General features: G+C 47.3%; 22 protein-coding genes, 1 tRNA gene and 1 other RNA gene. 5 read left to right on the top strand and 19 right to left on the bottom strand.

Features of this window, described 5'->3' with window-relative positions; all coding sequences use genetic code 11:
* Nucleotides 1-237: 237 nt before the first annotated feature.
* Complete coding sequence (locus ACWXW9_RS20240; RefSeq protein WP_494930870.1) at nt 238-360, top strand: hypothetical protein; 123 nt, start codon at nt 238-240, stop codon at nt 358-360.
* A 123-nt stretch (nt 361-483) separates the two neighbouring features.
* On the opposite strand, the gene ssrA is transcribed toward ACWXW9_RS20240, so the two are convergent.
* From ssrA to secG, 4 genes are all read right to left on the bottom strand, one after another.
* Nucleotides 484-848, bottom strand: a transfer-messenger RNA (tmRNA) gene (gene ssrA, locus ACWXW9_RS20235).
* A gap of 345 nt (nt 849-1,193) precedes the next feature.
* On the bottom strand, nt 1,194-1,673 hold the full coding sequence (gene smpB / locus ACWXW9_RS20230; RefSeq protein ID WP_014279183.1) for an SsrA-binding protein SmpB: 480 nt from the start codon (nt 1,671-1,673) through the stop codon (nt 1,194-1,196).
* Between the two features lie 267 nt (nt 1,674-1,940).
* Entirely contained in the window at nt 1,941-4,568 is a 2,628-nt protein-coding gene (gene rnr, locus ACWXW9_RS20225; protein WP_494930869.1) for a ribonuclease R, read from the bottom strand.
* 187 nt (nt 4,569-4,755) lie between these two features.
* A complete protein-coding gene (secG, locus tag ACWXW9_RS20220) occupies nt 4,756-4,989 on the bottom strand; it encodes a preprotein translocase subunit SecG (RefSeq protein ID WP_013368823.1) in 234 nt (77 codons plus the stop codon).
* Between the two features lie 303 nt (nt 4,990-5,292).
* Here secG and ACWXW9_RS20215 point away from each other — a divergent pair, with 303 nt between their 5' ends.
* Both ACWXW9_RS20215 and ACWXW9_RS20210 read left to right on the top strand, forming a co-directional pair.
* Complete coding sequence (locus tag ACWXW9_RS20215) at nt 5,293-5,607, top strand: transposase (RefSeq protein WP_494930868.1); 315 nt, start codon at nt 5,293-5,295, stop codon at nt 5,605-5,607.
* Complete coding sequence (locus ACWXW9_RS20210; protein ID WP_494930867.1) at nt 5,562-6,446, top strand: IS3 family transposase; 885 nt, start codon at nt 5,562-5,564, stop codon at nt 6,444-6,446. The genes ACWXW9_RS20215 and ACWXW9_RS20210 overlap by 46 nt, the downstream gene beginning before the upstream one ends.
* 143 nt (nt 6,447-6,589) lie before the next feature.
* Here ACWXW9_RS20210 and eno read toward each other — a convergent pair whose 3' ends face one another.
* The 6 genes from eno to ACWXW9_RS20180 form a co-directional block, all read right to left on the bottom strand.
* Nucleotides 6,590-7,876: a phosphopyruvate hydratase gene (gene eno / locus ACWXW9_RS20205; RefSeq protein ID WP_134911632.1), complete on the bottom strand. Its 1,287-nt coding sequence runs from the start codon at nt 7,874-7,876 to the stop codon at nt 6,590-6,592.
* Between the two features lie 63 nt (nt 7,877-7,939).
* Entirely contained in the window at nt 7,940-9,484 is a 1,545-nt protein-coding gene (gene gpmI / locus ACWXW9_RS20200) for a 2,3-bisphosphoglycerate-independent phosphoglycerate mutase (RefSeq protein ID WP_494930866.1), read from the bottom strand.
* Nucleotide 9,485: 1 nt separating this feature from the next.
* Nucleotides 9,486-10,238, bottom strand: coding sequence for a triose-phosphate isomerase (tpiA, locus tag ACWXW9_RS20195; protein ID WP_044645033.1), 753 nt, complete (start codon nt 10,236-10,238; stop codon nt 9,486-9,488).
* A gap of 59 nt (nt 10,239-10,297) precedes the next feature.
* Nucleotides 10,298-11,479, bottom strand: coding sequence for a phosphoglycerate kinase (locus ACWXW9_RS20190; protein ID WP_494930865.1), 1,182 nt, complete (start codon nt 11,477-11,479; stop codon nt 10,298-10,300).
* 121 nt (nt 11,480-11,600) lie between these two features.
* Nucleotides 11,601-12,611 (bottom strand): type I glyceraldehyde-3-phosphate dehydrogenase, encoded by a 1,011-nt coding sequence (gene gap / locus ACWXW9_RS20185; RefSeq protein WP_494930864.1) that lies wholly within the window; start codon nt 12,609-12,611, stop codon nt 11,601-11,603.
* A gap of 92 nt (nt 12,612-12,703) precedes the next feature.
* On the bottom strand, nt 12,704-13,741 hold the full coding sequence (locus tag ACWXW9_RS20180; protein WP_283654144.1) for a sugar-binding transcriptional regulator: 1,038 nt from the start codon (nt 13,739-13,741) through the stop codon (nt 12,704-12,706).
* 235 nt (nt 13,742-13,976) lie between these two features.
* Between ACWXW9_RS20180 and ACWXW9_RS20175 the strand changes: the two genes are divergently transcribed.
* Nucleotides 13,977-14,051 (top strand) — tRNA-Arg (locus ACWXW9_RS20175).
* 209 nt (nt 14,052-14,260) lie between these two features.
* The gene (gene clpP / locus ACWXW9_RS20170) at nt 14,261-14,857 is read left to right on the top strand and encodes an ATP-dependent Clp endopeptidase proteolytic subunit ClpP (protein ID WP_494930863.1); all 597 of its coding nucleotides are present in this window, start codon (nt 14,261-14,263) and stop codon (nt 14,855-14,857) included.
* A gap of 128 nt (nt 14,858-14,985) precedes the next feature.
* Here clpP and ACWXW9_RS20165 read toward each other — a convergent pair whose 3' ends face one another.
* From ACWXW9_RS20165 to ACWXW9_RS20125, 9 genes are all read right to left on the bottom strand, one after another.
* A complete protein-coding gene (locus tag ACWXW9_RS20165; protein WP_494930862.1) occupies nt 14,986-16,101 on the bottom strand; it encodes a PdaC/SigV domain-containing protein in 1,116 nt (371 codons plus the stop codon).
* 237 nt (nt 16,102-16,338) lie between these two features.
* On the bottom strand, nt 16,339-17,097 hold the full coding sequence (locus ACWXW9_RS20160; protein WP_494930936.1) for an SIMPL domain-containing protein: 759 nt from the start codon (nt 17,095-17,097) through the stop codon (nt 16,339-16,341).
* A gap of 272 nt (nt 17,098-17,369) precedes the next feature.
* On the bottom strand, nt 17,370-17,639 hold the full coding sequence (locus ACWXW9_RS20155; protein WP_013368811.1) for an HPr family phosphocarrier protein: 270 nt from the start codon (nt 17,637-17,639) through the stop codon (nt 17,370-17,372).
* 135 nt (nt 17,640-17,774) lie between these two features.
* Nucleotides 17,775-18,719 (bottom strand): DNA-binding protein WhiA, encoded by a 945-nt coding sequence (gene whiA, locus ACWXW9_RS20150; protein ID WP_014279171.1) that lies wholly within the window; start codon nt 18,717-18,719, stop codon nt 17,775-17,777.
* Between the two features lie 5 nt (nt 18,720-18,724).
* On the bottom strand, nt 18,725-19,711 hold the full coding sequence (locus ACWXW9_RS20145; protein WP_134911640.1) for a gluconeogenesis factor YvcK family protein: 987 nt from the start codon (nt 19,709-19,711) through the stop codon (nt 18,725-18,727).
* A gap of 12 nt (nt 19,712-19,723) precedes the next feature.
* Nucleotides 19,724-20,623 carry an RNase adapter RapZ gene (gene rapZ / locus ACWXW9_RS20140; RefSeq protein ID WP_134911641.1) on the bottom strand — a complete coding sequence of 300 codons (900 nt, stop codon included), beginning with the start codon at nt 20,621-20,623 and terminating at the stop codon, nt 19,724-19,726.
* A 51-nt stretch (nt 20,624-20,674) separates the two neighbouring features.
* Nucleotides 20,675-21,625: an ROK family glucokinase gene (locus ACWXW9_RS20135; RefSeq protein ID WP_494930861.1), complete on the bottom strand. Its 951-nt coding sequence runs from the start codon at nt 21,623-21,625 to the stop codon at nt 20,675-20,677.
* A 289-nt stretch (nt 21,626-21,914) separates the two neighbouring features.
* Complete coding sequence (trxB, locus tag ACWXW9_RS20130; RefSeq protein ID WP_354453592.1) at nt 21,915-22,868, bottom strand: thioredoxin-disulfide reductase; 954 nt, start codon at nt 22,866-22,868, stop codon at nt 21,915-21,917.
* A 39-nt stretch (nt 22,869-22,907) separates the two neighbouring features.
* On the bottom strand, nt 22,908-24,686 hold the full coding sequence (locus ACWXW9_RS20125; RefSeq protein ID WP_494930860.1) for a tetratricopeptide repeat protein: 1,779 nt from the start codon (nt 24,684-24,686) through the stop codon (nt 22,908-22,910).
* Nucleotides 24,687-24,893 lie beyond the last annotated feature (207 nt).

Below are 24,893 nucleotides of genomic sequence, written 5' to 3'. Positions count from 1 at the left end.
ATAAAAATTTGAAATTAACCAGTCCATTTTTCATGGCGATAAAAGGTCAGAAGTTTAAGACGTATGCAGAGGAACTAAAGACGGAAGCGATCCACCTGCGCGTTAAGGAAAACTGGACATACCGGTAGATTACACTCACTTGGGAATACAAGATAAGGTTCGGATGGAGCGTTGAATGCACAAATACTGAGAATGGTGAATTGGGTCTGTTGGAGCAGCGGGGAAAATGAACCCAATATGCGAATCAGAACCGCTATGTTCAACAGCTCCGGCGGGAAAACGAACTTCCAAGAAATGGTTTGGGAATCTGAAGGCGGAGGGAAAGTCAGCCGAACCAAACATGCCGAGACTTCAAGGTAGACATGGTCAATCACAAATACACATTTGAGGAATTGGCTGAAATAATTAAGAGGTATTGTGTGGTAATTTAATGATAAGAAGATGCAAAAAAGCGACCGGTTAAGGTCGCTTTTCTGATACTACATATGGAGGCGAGGGGAGTCGAACCCCTGTCCGAAGATAACGACACATAAGCTTCTACGGGTGTAGTGACAGTTTTGATGTCACCCTAGGAACTCCCTGTCACCGGATTCCCTTCGGGTCAGCCTGATTATCTTCTTCAGCTCACCGCAGGCGGAGATGAGACAGCGTATTCCACTATTTGTTAGCCCCTATCCCAGTCACATGGACGATGCTGGGTAGAAGCACGCACACAGTTTCTTAGGCTGCGAAAGCGTAGTTGTTTTGTTGTTTGCCGTTTAATAGGCTTTAGCGTTGATGAAGTGGACGCGTCCCCACTACCCGCTACCCATGCTCGAACTATCCCCGTCGAATCCATAAACGCCCCCTTATTATAAAAGGGCTCCACGGATAAATCCGGAAATACCGGAGCATAAGCATGCATGATACTATATCGGAAGCTGAATCCTGAGACTCAACAGTCGAACAAACTCAGAAGTATAAAAACATGAAAACTTACTACTTCATTAGTATACCATATTACACTTCATAACGAAACGGAATGAAGCCATTTAAGCCCTATAAAATAGCACCATTACAGGAACAAGTAGCTTATTTACGTAATTTGTACCATGCCTAATAATTCAAGTAACAACGAAGCAGTTCCTAAAAAACTAGCTCAAGCTTAATCACACGCTGGCTTCACTTCGTCTGCCGACTCAAGCTACGCTAGGTTATCTCGCAATTTTCTGCTTCTCACGCAGAGCGCGTTGGATGTCACGCTGTGCATCTCGTTTAGCCGCAGCATCTCGTTTATCGTACTGCTTTTTACCTCTACCGAGTCCAAGCAACAACTTGGCATAGCCATTGCGAACATAAATCTTTAACGGCACAATCGTGTAGCCTTCCTGTTTGGACAGACCAATAAGCTTGCGAATCTGCTCTTTGTGCAGCAGCAGCTTACGAGTACGCGTCGGATCGGTCGGATTGTTACGATTGCCTTGTTCAAAAGGACTAATATGCATGTTGTGGATGTGAATTTCAGCATTACGAATAGTGGCAAACGCATCACTGATATTAGAGCGGCCATTACGCAAAGACTTAATTTCCGTTCCCGTTAACACCATGCCCGCCTCGTAGGTATCCTCGATAAAATAATCATGGGAAGCTTTTTTGTTCTGGGCGAGCACTTTCCCGTCTGCCTTCTTACCCATGAATACCACTCCTTGTTCCTAATGTAATCTATTCCGTGAAAAGAAAGCTCCAGCCCGTTCACTAAATAACTGCAAATGAGCGGCTTAGAACTATATTGTAACAAAATCCAGACGGTAAAAGCAAGAAAGGTCAAGTCTTTAAAACGAAGCGGCCTCCGTCCAAAACATCAGACAGAAACCGCCGTAATCTAAGCCAAAGATCAGCTTAATACACTGATTCCAAAGATTCATCTATCTAACAAGAAAATAAGCTACCATTAACATCACTCACTTTTTCTTTTTCCGTACAAACCCAGCGGTGCTGTTACCGCCACCAGCGCTACCCTTGCTCTTCCGCTTACGACGCACAGCACCGTCACCGCTTTGGCTGGCATCACTACCTGGTGTAGCTGCTCCGCCGATAAAAATACCGCTGGCAGATGTCTTCTTCTTACGTTTACCCGCACCTGATGCTGGCGAGTTGTAACCGCCCTTGCCGCTGCCAAAACCGAAGCCGCTGGCTGAGCCAGCTCCTGCCCCGTTTCCGCCGCTACGTCCCGTACGACCTGCGGTACTAATACCTCCGCCGCCTACGCCTGAACCAGCTTCTTTAGGCTTCCCGGCAGCATCACGACCGCCTTTACGCTCTCTGCCAGCCTTGTCCTTGCCACCCTTACGGTCGCGCCCCTCATGGGGCTTTCCTTTACCTCGGCCCTCACCGCCACGCGCAAAGCCAGCGCCTGGCTTTGAACCACCCGTGCGCTCACGGCGTTGCTGCTGCTTCATATCGACGAGTTCAAAATCAATCGTGTAATCTTCCATATTTACGCGCGCGACGCGAACCTTAACCTCATCTCCGATGCGGAACACCTTGGAGGTACGTTCACCGATTAACGCCATATGCTGCTCGTCAAAATGATAATAATCGTCCGTAAGTGCACTCAGACGCGTCAGGCCTTCCACCGTATTATCCAGCTCAATGAACATACCAAAGCTGGTTACGCTGCTGATGATCCCCTCGAATTCTTCGCCGACCTTGTCCAGCATGTATTCAGCCTTTTTCATTTGCTCCGTATCACGCTCTGCATCCACAGCCACACGTTCCCGCTCGGAAGATTGCTGCGCAATATCTGGCATCCGTGCAGTCAAATACTCCTGGCGCTCGGCCGTTAAAGCCCCGCCATTCTCCAATACCTCACGAATGACACGATGAATCACCAAGTCAGGATAACGACGAATCGGCGATGTAAAATGAGAATAATACTCCGCAGCCAGTCCAAAATGTCCTGTCGACTCCGCATCGTACTTTGCCTGCTTCATCGAACGTAGCATCATGGTGCTAAGCACCGTCTGCTCCTTCGTGCCCTGGATATCTTCCAGCAACGTTTGCAGCGCACGCGGGTGAATAGAATTCCCCCGACCTTTGATCTGGTGTCCAAAATTGGCGGCAAAAGCCATAAAGTTTTGCAGCTTTTCCGGGTCCGGGTCCTCATGAATCCGATACAGGAACGGCACTTTGAGCCAGTGAAAATGCTCGGCTACCGTCTCATTGGCTGCCAGCATGAACTCTTCAATGATCTGCTCGGCAATGGTGCGCTCTCTTTTAACAATATCCACGGCCTTGCCTTCATCATTCACAATCACTTTTGCTTCATCAAAATCAAAATCAACCGCGCCCCGGCGCATCCGGTTAGCCCGCAGCTTCAACGCCAGTTCCTTCATCGTGCGGAAGTCTTCCACCAGATCCTTGTACCGTTCCATCAGTTCAGCATCTTCCTCTTCGAGGATTTTGCGAACGTTGGTGTACGTCATTCGTTCCTTCGTTTTAATGACACTGGTGAAAACATCATGCTTCACGACCTTCATATGCTCATTGAATTCCATCTCGCAGGACAAAGTCAGCCGATCCACCTGCGGATTCAAGGAACAAATGCCGTTGGAAAGCCGATGCGGAAGCATAGGAATAACACGGTCGACCAAATATACGCTACAACCGCGGTTATATGCCTCCTGATCCAGCTTGGAGTTCTCACGCACATAATACCCTACGTCGGCAATATGAACGCCCAGACGGTAGTTACCGTTCGGCAGACGCTCTACATTAACCGCATCATCCAGATCCTTGGCATCCTCGCCATCAATCGTAACAATCGTTTTATCGCGCAGATCGCGCCGCCCCTGGCGTGCAATTTCCTCTTCGGTAATCGCATCAGGAGCCTTCTCCGCTTCCTCTGTCACCTCATCGGGAAAAGCTTCCGGTAGCTGATGCTTGCGAATGACCGACAAAATATCGACGCCCGGATCATCCTTGTGACCCAGCACCTCCAACACTTCGCCTTCCGCCGCAGCTCGTCCTTCCGGATAGCTCACAATACGCACAACGACCTTTTGACCGTTTACGGCTCCATTGGAACTGGCTTTTGGAATAAAAATATCCCTGTTAATCCGCTTATCATCCGGCAAAACAAAACCGTATGCTTCGTGGCTCTGGAACACGCCTACCACCTGAAGCACTGCGCGCTTCACGATCCGCACGACTTCGCCTTCCAATCGGCCACCCGAAGGTCCCTTCGACGTCACTCTTACCAGTACTGTGTCTCCATTCATTGCACTCTTTAAGTCATTAGCATGAATGTACACATCCGGGTGCTCCCGGTCTTCTGGGATCAGAAAAGCAAATCCCTTAGCATGAGCCTGCAAACGCCCGCGTTGCAAATCCATTCGTTCCGGCACACCATAGCGGTTCGTGCGGGTCAGCAGAATTTTCCCATCTTCTTCTAGCGCGTTTAAGAGCTTAAGGAATTCGCGAAAATCCGTCGCATCCTTAATTTCAAAATGCTGCTCAAGTTCCTGGTAAGTCATAGGTTTGTATGCGGTCTCGCGCATAAAATCAAGTAATTGTTGCTCTGTTATCATAATATCGTCCACCTCGGGTGACCTTTAATTTTCAGTAATAATCCGCATGTTCCTTGTTCCTGATACAAGGCTCTTTATATACTCATACCCTAGTATACACGAATTTAATCGAAGGCATCCCTGCCTATCTAAAATCCAAAAAAGCCCCCGTTTCCCGTGAAACGAAGGCTTAAGGTTATTATTTAGCTTATTTTGCAAAAAATGCAACTAAAACGGAAACGATCATAAAGCACGCACCCAAAACAGCAGTCACGCGCTGCAAAATCAAATCCATACCGCGAGCTTTTGTCTTGCCGAACAGATGCTCAGCACCGCCAGAGATGGCACCGGACAAACCTGCACTTTTCCCCTTTTGCAGTAAAACAACCGCAATAACAGCAATCGAGAATACAACGAGCAGCACTTTCAAAAAGATTTCCATGAAAAATCCCACCTCCTGAGCTAATACATCTGTTTTGCAAAACAACACAGCCTTTTTTATGAAAACATGATCATATCATGTTATGAATAGCCGGAAATTAACGCAAAACACTATTTTCATTCTACCACAGCTTCCAGTAGATAACAACCAGCTATACCGAGCCACTTCATTAAGTCTTGCAAAAGAGTATAACCGACATCACATAAGAAAAAACAGACCTGCTCACGTTTGAAGTGCACCCCTTAGAATAGACATTGGAATAAACCCCTGGTTTATCCGATGAAATCTAGGGGGTGCATTTTTATGCCAGCGAAAAAAGGAACCAAGTTTAATGAGTATACGTTTGAAACCAAGGTAGAGGCTATACGACTCCATATTGAAGAAGGTTGGACGTATCGTAGACTCATGGAGAAGTTTGGGATCGCAGATCGACATCGATTAAAACAATGGATGCGCAAATACAAGGCACTTGGTGAATTCGGGCTCATGGACCAGCGAGGACGACGTAAGGAGTATATCGACCAGGATAGGTATGTACAGAAGCTGAAACGGGAAAATGACATGCTAAAAAAGTGTTTGGAAATCTGGATACAGGAGATGAAGCACACAAATATGTAACCATTGAGAAAGCTGCGAAAGACTATCCCATTAGCAAACTATGTACGCTTTTCAAAGTCTCCAGAAGTGGATATTACGCCTTCTTAAAGCGGAGAGGAGCAGATCGAGATCGGGATGCGAAAGCACTTGTGAAGAAAGTGTATGAGCAGTATAACGGGGTCTACGGCTACCGCCAAATTCAACTATTTTTGCAGCACGATCATGGAGTCTGGATGAACCATAAAAAGGTACTCCGGCTCATGCAGGTCTTGGGAATCCGCTCACAAATTCGTCGGAAGCATCGCTGCAACTATACTTCTTCTACGGAAGGTCGTGTAGCGAAAAATCTGCTAAAACAGGATTTCAAAGTGGACAAACCTAATCAAAAATGGGTCACAGATATCACACAATATCGTGTGGGGGATTGCTGGCTGTATTTGTCTGCGATTAAAGACTTGTTCAATAACGAAATTATCGCGTACCAGATGAGCCATAGAAATGATAACGAACTGGTTTTACAGACGTTTCGACAAGCCTGGAAACAGCAAAAAGACGTGACTGGCCTCATCGTTCACAGCGACCAAGGATTCCAGTACACGTCCCATGCGTACCATGACATGCTGCCAAAGGTTGGCGCCCGAATCAGCATGTCTCGCCGAGGCAATTGTTATGATAATGCCTCGATGGAGAGCTTCTTCTCGCATCTCAAAACGGAAGGGCTCTATCCATATGATATCCGAAATATGGACGAGGCACAAAGGAGAATAGAAGAATATATTCGATTTTACAACCAAAGTCGACCACAACGAAAGTTAAATAAGCTGCCTCCGAAAGAGTATCGGAAGCAGCTTATAGCCTAGGGTCTTTTTCTAGTGTCTATAAAATGGGGTCTTGACCAGTTAGCGAACAGGTCTGTTTTGTAATTACGTAAATGGCTTTGAGCGCTCAGACTCCGTGTTCTTGAATCACAGCTGCCTGGCACCGTTAGCATCATTTCGCAATATTATTTTTTCAGGTTGTAGAAAGATTTCAGGCCGTGGTATTGAGCCAGTTCACCCAGTTGATCCTCAATGCGGAGCAATTGGTTGTACTTCGCGATACGGTCAGTACGGGAAGGCGCACCTGTTTTAATTTGGCCTGCATTTGTTGCAACAGCGATATCAGCAATTGTGCTGTCTTCGGATTCACCGGAACGGTGAGAGATTACAGCTGTGTATCCTGCACGTTTAGCCAACTCGATAGCATCAAATGTTTCAGTCAGCGTACCGATTTGGTTTACTTTGATCAGGATGGAGTTACCGATGTTTTCTTCGATACCTTTACCCAGACGCTCTGTGTTAGTTACGAACAGGTCGTCACCAACCAATTGGATTTTGTTGCCCAATTTTTCAGTGAGCAATTTCCAACCTTCCCAGTCATCTTCGGAGCAACCATCTTCGATGGTGATGATTGGGTATTTGTCAACCCAAGAAGCAAGCAGGTCAACGAACTCAGCAGAAGTGAAGGATTTGCCTTCGCCTTCCAGTGTGTATTTTCCATCTTTGTAGAACTCAGTGGAAGCAACGTCCATACCGAGGAATACGTCAACGCCTGGTTTATAACCGGCTTTTTCGATCGCTTCGATAATAGTGGACAAAGCTTCTTCATTGGATTTGAAGTTAGGAGCAAAACCGCCTTCATCACCAACAGCTGTGTTCAAACCTTTGGAATTCAGTACGGATTTCAGGTTGTGGAAGATTTCCGCGCCAACACGCAGAGCTTCTTTGAAAGTAGGCGCGCCTACAGGCAGAACCATGAATTCTTGAACGTCAACGTTGTTGTCGGCATGAGCGCCACCGTTAACGATGTTCATCATTGGTACTGGCAATTGTTTAGCGTTGAATCCGCCCAGGTAAGTGTACAGTGGCAGACCCAAAGCTTCAGCAGCAGCGCGAGCTACAGCCATGGATACAGCCAGAATTGCGTTTGCACCCAATTTACCTTTGTTATGTGTTCCGTCAAGTTTGATCATCAATGTGTCGATTTCCACTTGGTTTACAGCATCCAAGCCGATCACTTCAGGAGCGATGATTTCGTTCACGTTTTTAACAGCTTGCAGAACGCCTTTACCCAGGTAGCGGGATTTGTCGTTATCGCGAAGCTCTACAGCTTCATGAGCACCTGTAGAGGCACCGGAAGGAACGATGGCACTACCGATAGCACCGGATTCCAGATATACTTCCACTTCAACAGTTGGGTTACCACGAGAATCGAGGACTTCGCGAGCGTACACGTCAGAAATAATAGTCATTTGTACTTAATCTCCTTTGTCGATCATGATTTATTGGTCAAGCCTATACTTATTAAATCAAGCTTACTTGCGGGATGCAATCATAGATTTTCCTGTCATTTCCGCAGGCTGCGGAAGCTGCATCAAATCCAGAAGCGTCGGAGCTACGTCAGCCAGTATTCCATGCTCACGCAAAACGATATTTTCGTCAGTCAAAATGAACGGAACCGGGTTTGTTGTGTGAGCTGTGAACGGACGTCCCTGCTCGTCAATTTCCATATCCGCATTACCATGGTCGGCAATGATGATAACAGTGCCACCTTTGGCTTTAACCGCATCTACAACACGTCCAACACATTCATCCGTCGTCTCTACCGCCTTGATCGTTGGCTCCAGCATGCCGGAGTGTCCAACCATATCCGGATTGGCAAAGTTCAGGATAATCGCATCATGCTTGTCGGCTTCGATTTCCTTAACAGCAGCATCCGCTACTTCATACGCACTCATTTCCGGCTGCAAGTCATATGTAGCCACTTTAGGCGAGTTGATCAAAATACGAGTTTCGCCAGGAAGCTCCACATCACGTCCGCCACTGAAAAAGAAAGTAACGTGCGGATATTTTTCGGTCTCCGCAATACGCAATTGCTTTTTATTGTTCTGCACCAATACTTCACCGAATGTGTTATCCAAGTTTTTCGGTTCGTAGGCTACGAAGCCTTCAACCGTTTCACTGAACAATGTCAGGCAAACAAAGTGCAAATCTTTAGGGAATTTCGGTCCGCGATCAAAGCCACGGAAATCCTTATTTGTAAATACCTGAGACAATTGAATCGCACGGTCAGGACGGAAATTCAGGAAAATTACTGAGTCATTGCTTTCGACCAGCCCTACAGGGCTTCCGTCAGCCTTCACAATAACCGTCGGCTCCACAAATTCGTCGAACACCGATTTTTCATACGATTCTTTCAACGCTTCCATTGGATCTGTATATTGAGGACCTTCGCCATACACGATTGCACGGTAAGATTTCTCTACACGCTCCCAACGTTTGTCGCGGTCCATGGCATAATAGCGTCCTTGTACAGTCGCGATTTTACCAATACCCACTTCCTGAATTTTGGCGATCAGCTGCTGCATGAAGTCCACGCCGCTGTCAGACATAACATCGCGTCCATCCATAAATGCATGAATGTATACTTCTGTTAAACCTTCTTTTTTCGCCAGATCCAGCATAGCAAACAGATGGCTAATATGGCTATGCACGCCACCATCGGACAAAAGTCCGTACAGGTGAAGCTTCGTGTTGTTCTTTTTGGCATGCTGTACTGCTTTAAGCAAAGTTTCATTCTGGAAGAACTCGCCTTCGCGAATGGACTTCGAAATGCGGGTCAAACTCTGATATACAATCCGGCCTGCGCCGATGTTCAGGTGACCTACTTCGGAGTTACCCATTTGCCCTTCCGGCAGACCTACCGCTTCACCAGACGCTGTAAGCGTTGAATGAGGGTATTGTCTTAAGTATTGGTCGTAGTTCGGCTTGTTCGCCTGTGCAACCGCATTGCCTTCCACAGTTTCGCGCAGTCCGAATCCATCCATAATAATTAAGGCTACCGGTTTTGGTACTGTCATCTTACTTCGCCCCCTCAACAAGCGCGATGTAAGACGCTGGTTGAAGACTAGCGCCACCTACAAGTGCGCCGTCGATGTCGCTTTGGCCCAGATATTCAGCCACATTTTCAGGTTTCACGCTGCCACCATACTGAATCCGTACAGCATTCGCTGTATTTTCATCGTACAGTTCTTTCAACAAACTACGGATATAGGAAATGACTTCATTCGCATCCTGCGAAGTGGAGGATTTACCTGTTCCGATGGCCCAAATTGGCTCATAAGCAACAACCACTTGTGCAGCCTGATCTTTAGCCAAACCAGCAAAAGCTGCTACAGTTTGCACTTTTACAACCTCTTTGGTTTGACCCGCTTCACGGTCTTCCAGCTTTTCGCCTACACATACGATTGGAGTCAGGCCGTGGCGGAATGCCGCATGAACCTTTTTATTCACCGTTTCGTCTGTTTCGTTAAAATATTCACGACGCTCGGAGTGTCCGATCACAACGTAGTCTACGCCCAGATCTTTCAGCATCCCGCCGCTGATTTCACCTGTAAATGCGCCGTCTTCTGCAAAGTGCAGGTTTTGTGCGCCGATTTTGATAGATGTACCTTTTACTGCTTCAACCAGAGCAGGAAGATTCGTAAATGGTGCGCAAATCACGCTTTCCACTCCTGCAACCTCTGCTTTGCCTTTGATCTCTTCGATGAAAGTTTTAGCTTCTGGTACGGTTTTAAACATCTTCCAGTTACCCGCGATAATCGGTGTTCTCAATGGTTTCAACTCCTAACTATTAGGTGCCCTAAAGCGTTTATTACGCGCAGTGCGTTTGATTACTTATCGTTGAGTGCAACAACACCCGGAAGTGCTTTGCCTTCCATAAATTCAAGGGACGCGCCGCCGCCAGTAGAGATATGATCCATTTTGTCAGCCAGATGGAACTTCTCAGCCGCCGCCGCAGAATCACCGCCACCAATGATGGTGTATGCTTCTGTTGTTGCGCAAGCTTCCGCTACTTCACGAGTACCACCAGCGAAAGGTTCGATTTCAAATACACCCATTGGTCCATTCCATACAACCAATTTGGAGTTTTTGATAACATCTGCATAGATTTTACGTGTTTTCGGTCCGATGTCCACGCCTTCCCAATCTGCAGGAATGCCGTCGATATCAACAATGTTCGTGTTCGCCGTAGCGCTGAAATCGTCAGATACAACAATATCAACTGGAAGGTAGAAGTTTTTGCCGAGTTTCTTCGCCTTTTCGATAAATCCAAGAGCTACGTCCAGTTTGGATTCATCCAGTAGGGATTGACCCACTTCATGACCTTGAGCTTTAAAAAATGTATAAGCCAAACCACCGCCAATGATTACGTTATCCGCAATGTTCAGCAGGTTGTCAATCACGTCGATTTTGTCTTTTACTTTGGAACCGCCGATAATGGCTGTAAAAGGACGATCTGGGTTTGAAAGAGCTTTACCGATTACAGACAATTCTTTCTCCATCAGCAAGCCGGAAACAGCCGGAAGAAGATGCGCGATACCTTCTGTGGAAGCATGAGCACGGTGCGCTGCACCAAATGCGTCATTCACGAAAATGTCAGCCAGCTCAGCAAATTGCTTCGCCAATTCAGGATCATTTTTCTCTTCTCCTGGATAGAAACGTACATTTTCAAGCAACAGCACGTCGCCGTTTTGCAGTTCAGCCACTTTCGCTTTAACAGCCTCACCAACTGCTTCGTCCACTTTAACAACAGGCTTTTTGAGCAGTTCAGACAAACGCACGCCAGCAGGAGTCAGACGCATGGATTCAACAACCTGACCTTTTGGACGTCCAAAGTGACTTGCCAAAATAACTTTTGCACCTTTTTCAATCAGGTAGTTAATCGTTGGCAAGGTTTCACGAATACGCTTGTCATCCGTAATTTTGCCGTCCTCAACCGGGACGTTAAAATCTACACGAACAAACACCCGTTTTCCATTCAGTTCTATATCACGTACGCTCTTTTTATTCATCTCCATATTCCTCCGCACCCTTTTAATTTTACGAAACAGGAATTTAAGGCACATTTTGATATATAAAGAGCGGAAACAATAACCTGTTTCCGCTCTATGATGTTGCGCGATGAGACTGTTCTTACTTAGCCAATTTAGCGAAGTATTCCAACGTACGGATCAATTGTGCTGTGTAGGACATTTCGTTGTCGTACCAAGCTACAGTTTTCACCAGTTGTTTGTCGCCAACAGTCAGGACTTTAGTTTGAGTTGCGTCAAACAAAGAACCGAAAGTGATACCTTTGATGTCGGAAGAAACGATTTGATCTTCAGTGTAGCCATAAGTTTCAGGATCGGAAGCTTCTTTCATCGCAGCGTTGATTTCTTCAACAGTTGCGTTTTTCTCCAGAACAGTTACCAGCTCAGTCAGGGAGCCAGTGGCTACTGGTACACGTTGAGCCGCGCCATCCAGTTTACCTTTCAGTTCAGGAATTACCAAACCGATGGCTTTAGCAGCACCAGTTGTGTTAGGAATGATATTTTCAGCTGCAGCGCGAGCACGACGGAAGTCGCCTTTAGCATGCGGAGCATCCAACGTGTTTTGGTCGCCAGTGTAAGCATGAATTGTAGTCATCAGGCCTTCAACGATACCAAATTTGTCTTGCAGTGTTTTAGCCATAGGAGCCAGGCAGTTCGTTGTGCAAGAAGCACCAGAGATTACAGTTTCAGTACCGTCCAGAATTTCATGGTTTACGTTGTAAACGACAGTTTTCATGTCGCCAGTAGCTGGAGCGGAGATAACAACTTTTTTAGCGCCGCCTTTCAAATGTTTCTCAGCAGCTTCTTTAGTTGTGAAGAAACCTGTGCATTCCAGAACGATATCTACGCCCAGGTCTCCCCAAGGCAGTTCTTCAGGGTTGCGGTTAGCCAAAACTTTAACTTCTTTACCGTTAACTTTGAAGAAGCCATCGTGTACTTCTACTTCTCCTTGGAAAGTACCTTGTGTTGTATCATATTTCAACAGATGTGCCAGCATTTTGGAATCTGTCAAGTCATTAATTGCTACTACTTCAATACCTTCCACGTTTTGAATCCGGCGGAAAGCAAGGCGTCCAATACGTCCGAAACCGTTAATACCAACTTTAACTGTCATGAGTGAGTTCCTCCCAAAGTTCGTTTAGTTTAGTTTATATATTCAAGACAGACCCGAAAGCCCGTCAAGACAACACAATTCATAAATCCGTATTAACCATTCAAATAATGGCTTACAATTTCAGCAGCAGCGCCTTCGTCGGTGACAAGAATATCTTCCTGCCCGAAACGCAGCACTGCATGAATAGCGGCCGCCTTGCTCTTACCTCCAGCTACGCCTAGAACCGTCTCGGTACGCCTGATATCCTCCAAACGGAGTCCAAGCGTCAGCATTCTGTGAACAACGACGCCGTCTTCGTTAAAATAATAGCCAAACGATTCGGCAACCGCGCCCTCACTGCTGATCTGGGCAAAGGTTTCAGGGTCGAGCTTGCGTCTACGTGCCATTGCTATGGCGTTGCCTATCCCGTGAATGATGATCCGACTCTCGCGAATCAGGCTTAAAATATCCTGAATATTCGTATCTTCAAGCAGGGAGTTGTAAGCATGATTGCTGAGCAAATCCGGTACATGGAGCAGACGGTATTGTGAGCCGACCTTACGAGCCATTGTGGAAGCAATTGTGTTCGCCTGCATTTCCATGCTTTCTCCCAAACCCCCACGTGCCGGTACGAACCATCCGCCCTTAAGTGGGCCATTAGCAGGTAGTGTCAGTTGGTCCGCCACGTCGGCAATCGTCGTGCCACCTGTTACGGCGACCACATCCTCGTCGTCCATAACACTCAGCAGCGCTTTTGCCCCAGCACGGCCCAGCTCCTGCTTCGTTAAAGGAGAAGCATCCGAATCCCCTGGAACGACAACCACCTTCCTCAAACCATAGGCTTGACGAATCTGATCCTCCAATTGGGACAGGCCGAACAAGTTGTTCGCAATCGGCTCCAGCTGTTCCAGCAGATCCAGTCCTGCTTTGCTCACCTTCATGCCCACACTCTCAATCTCAATCAGCCCTTGGGCTTTAAGAAGATCGGTTTCGGCGCGCAACACACGCTCGGTCATGTTCAGTGAAGCCGCCAGCGTTCTGCGTCCAATAACATCGGACAGCATAATCTGATGCAGGATTGTGTACCTTTTTTTCAAAACATCCATGAGGTCGGGCAGAAGCTGCTTCTGTATTTCTAATATCTTTCGCATGCTTTCCACTCCCGCACACTTCTAAGTTCTATCTCTAATACTATATTACTAACTGGTCTTAAAACGTCCCGGGTTAACTTTTTAAGTCCCACGTATATCTTACCCAATATTTGCTCCACATGCAAGTCTATCTGAACCTATATTTCTCAACTTTTTATGTGAATATGCGCACGTAATAAAAGCTTGCATTTCAATGCCGTATATCATATAATCATCTTTGTTTCCAATTAGCTGTGCGCCCGTGGTCCAACGGATATGACGTAGGCCTCCGGAGCCTGAGATCGAGGTTCGATTCCTCGCGGGCGCGCCATTTTATATGAATGTCTAAATGCTTCTATATACTGTTTTAACCAATAAGAGCGCAGAGGGCTCTTTTTTTTGACTATTAGTTTGACTTTCTTTGACTTTTTGTTTGAAATTGTTTATCATGTGGTTAATACGGTAACAGTTTATAAATAGGGACGTGTAATCGGCATGTCCACCAAATCCATTAACGATATTAAAGGGAGGTTTTTTGACGTGAGCTATGTTCCTATGGTAGTAGAACAAAGTAACCGCGGCGAACGCGCCTATGACATTTATTCCAGACTGTTGAAGGATCGCATTATTTTGTTGGGCTCGGACGTCAATGACGTTGTAGCCAACTCTATTATTGCGCAAATGCTGTTTTTGGCTGCCGAAGATCCTGAAAAAGACATTCACTTGTATGTTAACAGCCCTGGCGGTTCGATCACAGCCGGTATGGCCATTTTCGATACGATGCAATATATTAAACCTGACGTGTCTACGATCTGTGTAGGTATGGCGGCTTCCATGGGTGCGTTCTTGCTGAACGCAGGTGCCAAGGGCAAACGTTTTGCTTTGCCAAACAGCGAGATTATGATTCACCAACCGCTGGGTGGCGCACAAGGTCAAGCAACGGATATTGAAATCCGCGCCCGCCGCATTCTGAAAATGCGCGACAAATTGAACCGCATTCTCGCAGATCGCACAGGCCAACCACTGGAGCGCATTGAAAAAGACACAGACCGTGACTATTTCATGTCCGCAGATGATGCCAAGGAATACGGTATTATTGATAAAGTGCTAACTACCTCCTCTCCAGAAGGTGTATAAGAGAGCGAATTATTGCCTCTGAATAGCTGGTAAACCAAAAAAGCTGCCCCGGATGATTGTATCCGGTAGGCAGTTTTTTTTGGTTTACTGTTCTTTTGGGTATAAATAATCCAAATGATTCATTTGTACTATTCATTCTGTCCCGCGAAAGGCTTACCACCTTGAGGTAACAGTTGGCTAAACGTGTAGGTGAACTCAGGAATACCATACGCATATGGTGTATATTCGTATAGATCAAAAACAAGCGTCAACCCACTATTGGTTACATAAAAATTCGGATTAGCTGCGAGCTCCTTAAATCCGCCGAAACCTCCTGCGCCAGCCTGAAGTGCATCAATTTTTTTCTTCAGGTCACTATTGAGGAACTTTTTGTAATTCGGGTTAGCTTTCAGCACGTCAGACAATTGAAGCAGTTTGCCATCGGACAGCGAGAACGTGTACCCTTTACGGGCGGCCATGCCATGCGCACCACCTGTATACGAGTAATCCTGCATAATTACACTTAAAATACCGTCCTTGTTATAGGCAATTGCAAAATCATTGCCAAACTCATACGGTCTTTGCGCTGTAGCGCCTCCCTCTGCTACTTGCTTTTTGCCTGCTGCCAGTACTCCCTCCGCTTGCTTTTTGAGCACACTATTAATGGCCTGCTGAGCTTCAGGGTTTAGCTGACCACCGCTGATTTGCGGGTACTTAACCTTGTAGGAAACCTTTGCATCACTCGAAACCGGAAGAGATTGGGACGTAATCGTGATCGGATTTAGCTGGCTTTTACTCAATGTTACTGTTTTCTGAGCTGCATTCCACTGAGCATCTATTCCCAGATAATCTTTCAGCAGGCTCATAGGAATGTACAGCTTCCCGCCGATCTGCCTGGCATCCATGTTACGCGTACTGATTCCATTAACGCTGACATAGGTATCCGGGGGAGAAGAAAAAAATCTAATAGAAAGCTTGTTGTATCCACCCCCTACAGTGTAGGTAGCCTCTTTGGCATCATAACTCACCGGAATCCCCAGGCTGTCCCGCAATGCTGCTACGGGAATCAATGTGCTTCCGTTCACCTGAATCCCTTTGGTGGCCAACGTTTTACCATTCCATTGGATAGAAACACCTGGTTGCTGTGCTGTAGCCTGTTGTTTGGATGAAGCTGCCTCGATATAGGAAGCAGGAACAACTGCGACTCCTACTAAAATTCCCGCTGCCAGCAGTGCGGAGCCCCATTTTTTTGTATGCTTGTTCATATGAAATATTCCTCCTGTTATAGATGTGTGTATTCTATGTGTATTGATTACTTTACTTATTATATCTATCCCCCTATGTTCGTAGTTTACAATCTGTACACTCCCCGATTTCAATCTGTACATCTAGGGGACCCAGCTATTACAGACTCATTACAAAATAGTTTCGACATATAAAAAAGCCAGCAAGTCATCCTGCAAATAAAGCAGGACGCTTGTGGCTTCATTATCATCTGTACGTTAGTTCAATTCGTATTGTGCCGATACTTGGACCTTCACAGTCACTTGACCGGATTGTATTTCTGTTCCGCCGCTTGTATCCAAGAGCGCTTTACTCATAGCAGCCTCACGTTGTGTGAAGATTTGGGCATCTCCCCCATCTACCGTTACGTTCAGGAGAGTTCCAAGCCCTCGTTTGGTTGCCTTCGCTACAGCACTGGCTTTGGATTGAGCATTTCCCAACGCCTTGGCAATCGCTTCTTCTTCATAAGCTGAAGAGTTTTCTACCGAAAAACGCACATTATCCACGTTGTTCGCTCCAGACTGTGTAGCCTCATCCAGTAACTGACCGATTTTATCCAAATTACGGTACTTTACGGAAAGCGTATGGTTGGCAATATAGCCTTTAAGCTTCTGTCCAGCTTTTTCGTCGTAGGTATAGTTAGGCTGCACGTAGAACTGGCTCGTCTGAATGTCGTCCGCACTGATGCTCCACTTTTCTTTCAGCAGTTGTGTGACCTTACTTATTTTAGCGGCGTTGGCTTTTTGGGCAGCTGCTGCTGTATTTCCTTCAGATTGTACGCCGATGGATAGATAGGCAATATCGGGTTTAACCAATACTTCCCCGCTGCCACTCACATTAATTACACCGCTTACCGTCGTAGATGCTGACGCGGCATAGGCGCGATCTGCTCCTGTCCATAATCCTCCCGCTACTACTCCTGCCAATAATGCTCCTCCTAGAACTGCTGTATTTGCAGCTTTTGTCCAATGTTTCATCATATTCGCCCTCTTTTCTTGATGATGTGTGTACCTTCCAGACGGAAACAAAGGGAAAAGGTTGCAGTTAGGCACCATATTTCCGAACAGAGTACCACCACAGGATGTAAATTACTTGTAGCTTGGGCCAAACACAGCGGCGGTATTCAAAGAAACCCCCATTGGAGCAGCCCAGCGGGGGATTGACCACTCTGTTTTTCCGGATACAAAAAAAAGCCCCCAAAGGGGCTTTTCACTAAGAGCATTTACCATATCACAAAGCAGATGTTTGTTTATTGATTTTCCAGCTCTACCTTACTAACCAGACTTACTAAAGCGTTTACAGCCTGCTCGGCGTCCGCACCTTCAGCACTAATGTTAATTTCAGTACCTGTACTGATGGCAAGGCTCATAATACCCATAATACTCTTGGCATTAACCTTTTTGTCTTCTTTTTCCACAAAAATCTCAGATGAATATTTATTCGCTTCCTGTACGAACAACGCAGCAGGTCTGGCGTGCAGTCCTGTTTTCAAGCGTACGACTACCGGATGTTTTGACATGTCAGCTTACCCCCTCATCAAATAAATCTGGACACTACTTACTCCATTTTATTTATCACATTATAACATTAACCCGGGACAGACACTAGAAAAAAAACTAAAAAAACCGGGGCAGAAGCCCCACAGACACTCCTTTTATGGAATCAGGCCGTTTTCTCCCCTGATTTTGTCAGCCATCTCGTCAATTTTGCGAAGACGATGATTTACACCCGATTTACTCACGACCCCTTTGAGCATTTCCCCGACTTCTTTCAAATTCAAATCAGGATGAGCGAGACGAATTTCCGCCACCTCGCGCAGCTTATCTGGCAGCGTATCCAGCCCGACTTCCCTCTCCAGCAACTTGATATTCTCAATTTGCCGGACAGCAGCTCCAATCGTCTTGTTCAGATTAGCCGTTTCGCAATTAACAATCCGGTTCACGGAATTTCGCATATCGCGCATGATGCGGACATCCTCGAATTTGAACAAAGCCTGATGCGCGCCAATGATGCTGAGTAGCTCAATGATCTTTTCGCCTTCCTTGATGTAGAGAATAAAGCCTTTTTTTCGTTCAATGCAGCGGGCATTCAGATGAAACTCATTCGCCAGATCGACCAGCGCCTGGCAATGCTCCTCATACATCGAGGAAATCTCCAGATGGTAAGATGATCCCTCCGGATTGTTTACAGAGCCACCTGCCATAAAAGCGCCACGCAAATAAGCCCGCTTACAACAGTTTTTCCGAATGATATCCCGATTAATCCCGTCCGTGAACAAGAACCCTTCTGATACGATGTAAAGATCCTTCAACAGCTCTTGTACACCGCTTGGAATGCGGACAATGTACACGTTATTTTTTTTCAGGCGCATTTTTTTCCGCACAAGCAGCTCAATATGAACTTGAAAATGCTTTTTGATCAAGGAGTAAATCCGCCTTGCAATCGCGGCATTTTCTGTGGACACGTCCAATATCACCCTTTTGTTGGACAGTTGTACGGACCCGAGCATACGTATGAGCGCAGATAGTTCCGCTTTTTCACAGCAGGGCTGGCTTTCAATCATTGTAAGCTCTTTTTTTGTTTGTGCCGCAAAGGACAAGGGACTCACCTCCTTCTTAATATCCAGTTTTGTACCAATTGGTAAATGTGCTGGCTCAGTTTGTCGGCATCATGCCGTAAATAGGTGCGGAACAGAACAAGCGTATCTGCCACCACTTTATACCCCCGCTCAGTCAGCTCTCCCATGTCTACTTGAACGGGCTTGGCACCCTGCTCGGCATACATTTCCTGTACCTGAGGCGGAATTTCTCCATTATTGACGATCACATAATCAAACAGATGATGCCCTACATGCTCATAAATAGCCTGCAAGTGGTCCCCCACTGTATATCCATCCGTTTCTCCCGGCTGAGTCATAACATTGCAGACGAATATCTTGATAGCGTCTGATTTCACCACAGCCTCTGCAAGCTTCGGTACAAGCAAATTAGGCAAAATGCTGGTGTACAGGCTGCCAGGACCAATCAAGATCGCATCGGCCTCATTAATGGCCTCTACAGCCTCAGGCAACGGCTCCACGTGAGTCGGTTCAAGAAAAACACGTTTGATTCTGCCGCCCGCTTCCGGGATTTTGGATTCACCGGTAACCACCGTGCCATCCTCCATTTCGGCACTCAGCACTACGCCTTCTTCAGCCGCCGGCAGCACACGCCCCCGTACAGCAAATACACGGCTAAGCTCACGCACCGCCGTCACAAAATCTCCTGATATATCGGTCATCGCCGCCAAAATCAGGTTGCCCAAACTATGGCCTGCCAATCCTGATCCTGCGCCGAAACGGTATTTCAGCATATCGGACATCACCGGCTCTACATCAGCCAGTGCAGTCAGCACATTACGAATATCCCCCGGAGGGGGCATTTGTAGCTCACTGCGCAATATCCCGGAGCTTCCACCATCGTCAGCGACTGTAACAATAGCCGTAATATCCAGCGGCTTTTGTTTCAACCCCCGCAGCATGACGGACAAGCCGGTTCCGCCGCCCATAACAACAATACGAGGGCGCTCCCGTTGTGATCCGGTCTCTTTCATGTTTTCACCTCTTTAATGCCGGTCGCGATCAGCATCCCGATGTGAAACAGAAACCGATTCTGTTTCACTGGCACCCAGCATTTTTCCTAAATATTCGGATATCGCGACAGAACGATGCTTACCGCCGGTACATCCGATACCGATAATGACCTGGCTCTTGCCTTCCTTGCGGTATTGCGGAATCAAAAAATGTAACATATCCAACAGTTTGGTCAGAAATACCTGAGTCTCAGGCCATTTCATAACATAATCATACACATCGCTGTCCTGTCCGGTGTGTGGCCGCAATTGGTCCACATAGTGAGGATTGGGCAGGAAACGCACGTCGAATATAAGATCGGCATCAATGGGAATACCATATTTGAAGCCGAAAGAGGTAATGTTTACGGAAAGCATGCTGCTCTCCAGATGAGAAAATCGGGAAATAATCCGCGCCTTTAAAGTTGCAGGCTTCATTACACTTGTATCAATGACCTGTGTTGCCGAGCTTTTCAGCTCCTCCAACATTTTGCGCTCCAGTCGTATTCCGTCCAGAGGCATACCATCCGGAGCAAGCGGGTGGCGACGACGGCTTTCCTTGTATCGTTGTACGAGAACACCGTCATTGGCATTCAGGAACAAAATTTCACAATGAATCGTAAAATGATCCTTAATATAGTTCAATGATTCCGACAAGGCTGTAAAAAATTCTCGCCCGCGCAAGTCAATCACCAGTGCCACTTTGCCTATCTTACCGTTGGACTGTTCAATTAATTCAGCAAATTTGGGAATCAGCACAGGCGGTAAATTATCAACGCAGAAGAAGCCCAAGTCTTCCAGGCTTTGCACTGCAATGGTCTTCCCTGCGCCTGACATTCCCGTAATAATAATGAGTGTTGCCCACGGCGCAGCGTTTTTTAAGTTGTCTGTCATATGGACTTCCCTCTCCTTTTGCTTCTTCGCTCTATGTCAGTAACCTATGGATCAGGAGCGCAGCAGCAAACCGGCTGCTCCTACGATACCCGCGTCATTTCCAAGCGATGCCGGAACAATAGATACCCCTTGCTGGAGCGGCTCAGGTGCCAGTTTGGCAAATACCAGACGCATCTCTTCGAACAGGAAATCACCCGCTTTGGAAACACCACCGCCTACAATAAACAGCTCCGGGTTTAACACGGTGGAAACCGCTGCCATAGATTTTCCCAAATAAAAGGCGGCCCGCTTCACAATACGCAGCGCGACCTCATCCCCGGCCTTGGCCGCATCAAATACTTCCTTGGCGGCGATTTGAGCTTCCAACGCCAGGGAAGTCCGATCTCCACGTTCCACAGCGTCATTTGCCATACGGATAATGCCCGTTGCAGAAGATACGGTTTCCAGACAACCCATTTTGCCGCATCCGCACTGAATGGCCTCCAGATCCGGTACGACGCTCATATGGCCAATTTCTCCAGCCATGCCTGAGAAACCTTGATATATTTTACCATTAATAATAATACCACCGCCTACACCCGTACCCAGGGTATAACATACGCAGTTTTCTATGCCTTTGCCCGCCCCGGCCCAAGCCTCGCCAAGTGCAGCGACGTTAGCATCATTGTCTATTTTTACAGGCTTGCCAATCCGTTCCTCCAACAGCGCACGGATCGGTACGTCACGAAAGCCAATATTGGGAGCGAGGACTATAATACCTTCGCGAACATTCGTAAAACCAGCAACGCCCGCTCCGACACCCTTCAGTTGATCCCATTCATAGGGAGATTGCTCAACAATGTGCCGCACATATTTTTCGATATTGCTGATCACAACGTCTACGCCCTTAGCTGTTTCCGTTGGTCCTTCATATGTGTGCAAAAGCTGTCCGTCTTCATTACAAATGCCCACCTTGATTGCTGTACCGCCCAAATCGACACCCACATAGATACTTTCAGACATGTTCCAAGCCACCTTTATGTTTACTTAAAAAATGTGTATGAAATATATGATCAAAATCTTGACTTCATAATAGTTACCTACGTTCCAACTATAATTGAAGCCCCGGTTACGGTCAAGGACACTTCCCTGTTGGAAAGCGCAGAATTAGCGGAACTTCAAGTCTCATCATCCATAAAAAGGAGAAAGCCTGTGCAGATGCAGCAGGCTTCCTCTTCCTGAATCCAAGGCACGTCTTAACTGGGCCTATCAATCGCCCTCACCTTAGCCATATTGTATTCTGTAGCTTTCTTTATTGATCCAGTGTTTCGCTCCAGTCATGAACAGCGCTACCTTCGAGATATTTCTCGCAGTCCATAGCCGCCATACAGCCCGTTCCCGCAGCCGTAATGGCTTGACGGTAACGGTTATCCTGCACATCCCCGCAGGCAAATACCCCGGGAATGTTCGTTTCTGTCGTTCCTGGCTTCACTTGAATATAACCATGATCGTCTGTACTGATTTGACCGTTCAGGAAGCCCGTATTAGGCGTATGTCCGATGGCCACGAACACACCGTCTGCCTCGATCAGTTCATCCTGGTTCGTCTCATTATTGTGTACCTTCAAGCCCTTTAATCCCGTTTCTCCCGTTACGACCTCCACAGGAGTCCGATTTAACGCCCAATGTACTTTTTCATTTTCCCGTGCGCGATCCTGCATAATTTTAGATGCCCGCAGCTCATCGCGACGGTGAACCAAGGTTACACTGGAAGCAAACCGGGTCAGGAAGCTCGCTTCCTCCATGGCTGAATCGCCTCCGCCTACTACAACGATCTTTTTCCCACGGAAAAAGAAGCCGTCGCAGGTCGCACAAGTGCTGACTCCGCGTCCAACATTGTCCTGCTCACCCGGAATACCGAGATATCTGGCGGACGCGCCTGTAGCAATAATCACTGACTCCGCCTCAATGATGCCTTTTCCCTCTACCTTCACTTTAAAAGGGCGCTTGCTGAAATCCACTTCCTCTACCCAGCCGGAAGTAAATTCAGCGCCAAAGCGCTCGGCCTGCTTGCGCATGTTATCCATCAACTCAGGTCCGAGGATGCCTTGCTCAAAACCCGGGAAATTTTCAATTTCGGTCGTTGTGGTAAGCTGCCCGCCGGGCTGCATTCCCTCAATGATCAGTGGATTCATGTTCGCGCGCGCCAAATAAATAGCGGCTGTGTAGCCTGCAGGACCTGTACCAATAATTATGGATTTATACATACGTTTGTTGCCTCCTTTAAGTGGTGTTTGGAGCAGGTCTCAGACCCGCTTTTTAAACGTGGAGAGCGGCTGTTTCATCTTCTGCTTGATACCGCACACGCTGTCAATCTGGCGTGCATAGCGACTTACGGTCGATACGGAAATACCATAACGGTCAGCTACTTCCTGATAGGTCACCGAATGATGGTGCATTTTGGCTGTCAAGTATTCCAGCGCCGCTGCCCATCCCTCAGTATGCTGAACAATTGGGACTTCCGGGGCAAGGCGATCCAGATATTCCAGCCAAAGTGACCTCAAATCGCGCTGCATGACCGGATCAGACTTGCTCATAACGGCAAGTACCTTATCCAGCACTGCCTGCCATTCCGGATGGACAGTTGAATGGGCAGACACCTCATCTTCGGATACGTGGTGAACCTTCTCTGACTCTGGTCGCAAAAGTCGTTCCGTTTCCTGATTTGTCTCTTGTATGTCCTTAACTGACGGCTCCGTCAGCTCTTGCAGCACCTGCAAGGCGCGCCGTTTCAACTCGCCTTCCTGATCCGGGTCTTCTACGAAGGACTCCAATGCCTGTCGCACCTCATCGTCACCGATCAGGCTTAGCGCCTGAATGACTTGAAGCTGGGTCGCTCGATCGCCGTGGCGCAACGCCCAGAAGAAGGAAGACCGGATTAGCGGATCTCGCTTCATACTGTCAGGCACCTGGTCAGCTCCGAACTTCTCCCACATGCGGAATTGCTCCTCAAAGGGGAGATGGTAATGGTAACTGAGTACTTGCAGCGGTGTACCCTCCTGCTGGAGCTCCTCCAGCCGGGACAGGAAAAACCGTGGAACTTCCGAGGAAGCATCCTGCTTTTGCAAATGACCCCACAACCGCCGGGCTTCCGCATATCTTCCCGTATTGCTGGCAGCCACCGCCGTATAATGGTACAGGGAGGCATCATCATTATTCTCTCCGTCACCTTGAAGCAACCTGCGAAAATGTCTGTAGGCCTCCTCATGACGTCCGAGAATCCCCATCGTAGTAGCCAGCTTGAATACCTGCTCCTCCTGAAATGGTATGGTGACCGTCAACGTTTGAATCAGACGATCCAATTCCGGGCCGCCGCCCTCATGCTGATAAAAGATCGCCAGGTTGCACAGCGCATGCAAATTACCTGGTTCATCCTCCAGTACCCGAAGAATGGTTGTCTTCGCATTTTGAAACAGTCCCATGTAGTAATACGCCAGCGCCAGATTGTTCCGCGCAGCGAACATGTCCGGCTGTTCCTCTGAAATTTGCTTAAGCAATTGGGCCGCCTGAGCAAACTTCCCTTCCTCCAGCAGAACACGGGCCTGATCATGCTCGACCACTCCCTGCCGGGCCTTAATGCGGTTCAGCTTGGTTGGACGGTCCAGCTCATAATAGAGCAGCTCCATCATTTCCTCGGCTTCATCGAGAAACTGTCCTTCTTCGTCCTCCTCCAAATACGTGACCAAGGCTTTCTCCGCTTCTTCAAACTGCTCCATATTGGCGTAATTATTCGCCATATAGAAGTAACACTCTGTCATCGACGGGTCTACGTCGCTCAGAACAGAGGACAGGATCTCATTCGAACCTGCATAATCCCCCATCTCTGATAATATACCCGCCATATTGCAATGATTCACCGGATTATCCGGTTCATATTCAACGGCTTTGCGAAAATATTTCAATGCCTTGTCATAATGATTGCGATCAAGCGAGCGCACAGCTTTCTCAAAAAAGAAAGATGCGTCGAAACGCAAAACAATAATCTTAGGGCTAGGTCCCGAAGCTCGCAGATGTTTCCCTTTCATAAATAACAAAGGCACCTCCTTTAACTGTAACTGGCATGTTCATACCCTTCAGTATACCACAACTTTAAAACGACTTGACAGTAGGGTATACCTCATCCCAAAAAACGGAACCCTGTCCTGACCCATCCGTTGGAAAATGAGTGGATAAGCCAAATAGCCGCACGCGCCTTCATGTGTAAAAAGGCAACGTTCGGCTGATTATCGGGC

It is taken from the genome of Paenibacillus sp. LT-B23 (assembly GCF_059417685.1).
The sequence above is the reverse complement of the archived record's forward strand: the minus strand, read 5'-3'. Positions and strand labels throughout refer to the sequence as shown.

What these genes read in the sequence shown, in the direction of transcription:
- ACWXW9_RS20240 (WP_494930870.1), top strand. Translation starts at nt 238, where the DNA reads ATGCGAATCAGAACCGCTATGTTCAACAGCTCCGGCGGGAAAACGAAC.
- smpB (WP_014279183.1), bottom strand. Translation starts at nt 1,673, where the DNA reads ATGGGTAAGAAGGCAGACGGGAAAGTGCTCGCCCAGAACAAAAAAGCT.
- rnr (WP_494930869.1), bottom strand. Translation starts at nt 4,568, where the DNA reads ATGATAACAGAGCAACAATTACTTGATTTTATGCGCGAGACCGCATAC.
- secG (WP_013368823.1), bottom strand. Translation starts at nt 4,989, where the DNA reads ATGGAAATCTTTTTGAAAGTGCTGCTCGTTGTATTCTCGATTGCTGTT.
- ACWXW9_RS20215 (WP_494930868.1), top strand. Translation starts at nt 5,293, where the DNA reads ATGCCAGCGAAAAAAGGAACCAAGTTTAATGAGTATACGTTTGAAACC.
- eno (WP_134911632.1), bottom strand. Translation starts at nt 7,876, where the DNA reads ATGACTATTATTTCTGACGTGTACGCTCGCGAAGTCCTCGATTCTCGT.
- gpmI (WP_494930866.1), bottom strand. Translation starts at nt 9,484, where the DNA reads ATGACAGTACCAAAACCGGTAGCCTTAATTATTATGGATGGATTCGGA.
- ACWXW9_RS20190 (WP_494930865.1), bottom strand. Translation starts at nt 11,479, where the DNA reads ATGAATAAAAAGAGCGTACGTGATATAGAACTGAATGGAAAACGGGTG.
- gap (WP_494930864.1), bottom strand. Translation starts at nt 12,611, where the DNA reads ATGACAGTTAAAGTTGGTATTAACGGTTTCGGACGTATTGGACGCCTT.
- ACWXW9_RS20180 (WP_283654144.1), bottom strand. Translation starts at nt 13,741, where the DNA reads ATGCGAAAGATATTAGAAATACAGAAGCAGCTTCTGCCCGACCTCATG.
- ACWXW9_RS20165 (WP_494930862.1), bottom strand. Translation starts at nt 16,101, where the DNA reads ATGAACAAGCATACAAAAAAATGGGGCTCCGCACTGCTGGCAGCGGGA.
- ACWXW9_RS20160 (WP_494930936.1), bottom strand. Translation starts at nt 17,097, where the DNA reads ATGAAACATTGGACAAAAGCTGCAAATACAGCAGTTCTAGGAGGAGCA.
- ACWXW9_RS20155 (WP_013368811.1), bottom strand. Translation starts at nt 17,639, where the DNA reads ATGTCAAAACATCCGGTAGTCGTACGCTTGAAAACAGGACTGCACGCC.
- ACWXW9_RS20145 (WP_134911640.1), bottom strand. Translation starts at nt 19,711, where the DNA reads ATGAAAGAGACCGGATCACAACGGGAGCGCCCTCGTATTGTTGTTATG.
- rapZ (WP_134911641.1), bottom strand. Translation starts at nt 20,623, where the DNA reads ATGACAGACAACTTAAAAAACGCTGCGCCGTGGGCAACACTCATTATT.
- ACWXW9_RS20135 (WP_494930861.1), bottom strand. Translation starts at nt 21,625, where the DNA reads ATGTCTGAAAGTATCTATGTGGGTGTCGATTTGGGCGGTACAGCAATC.
- trxB (WP_354453592.1), bottom strand. Translation starts at nt 22,868, where the DNA reads ATGTATAAATCCATAATTATTGGTACAGGTCCTGCAGGCTACACAGCC.
- ACWXW9_RS20125 (WP_494930860.1), bottom strand. Translation starts at nt 24,686, where the DNA reads ATGAAAGGGAAACATCTGCGAGCTTCGGGACCTAGCCCTAAGATTATT.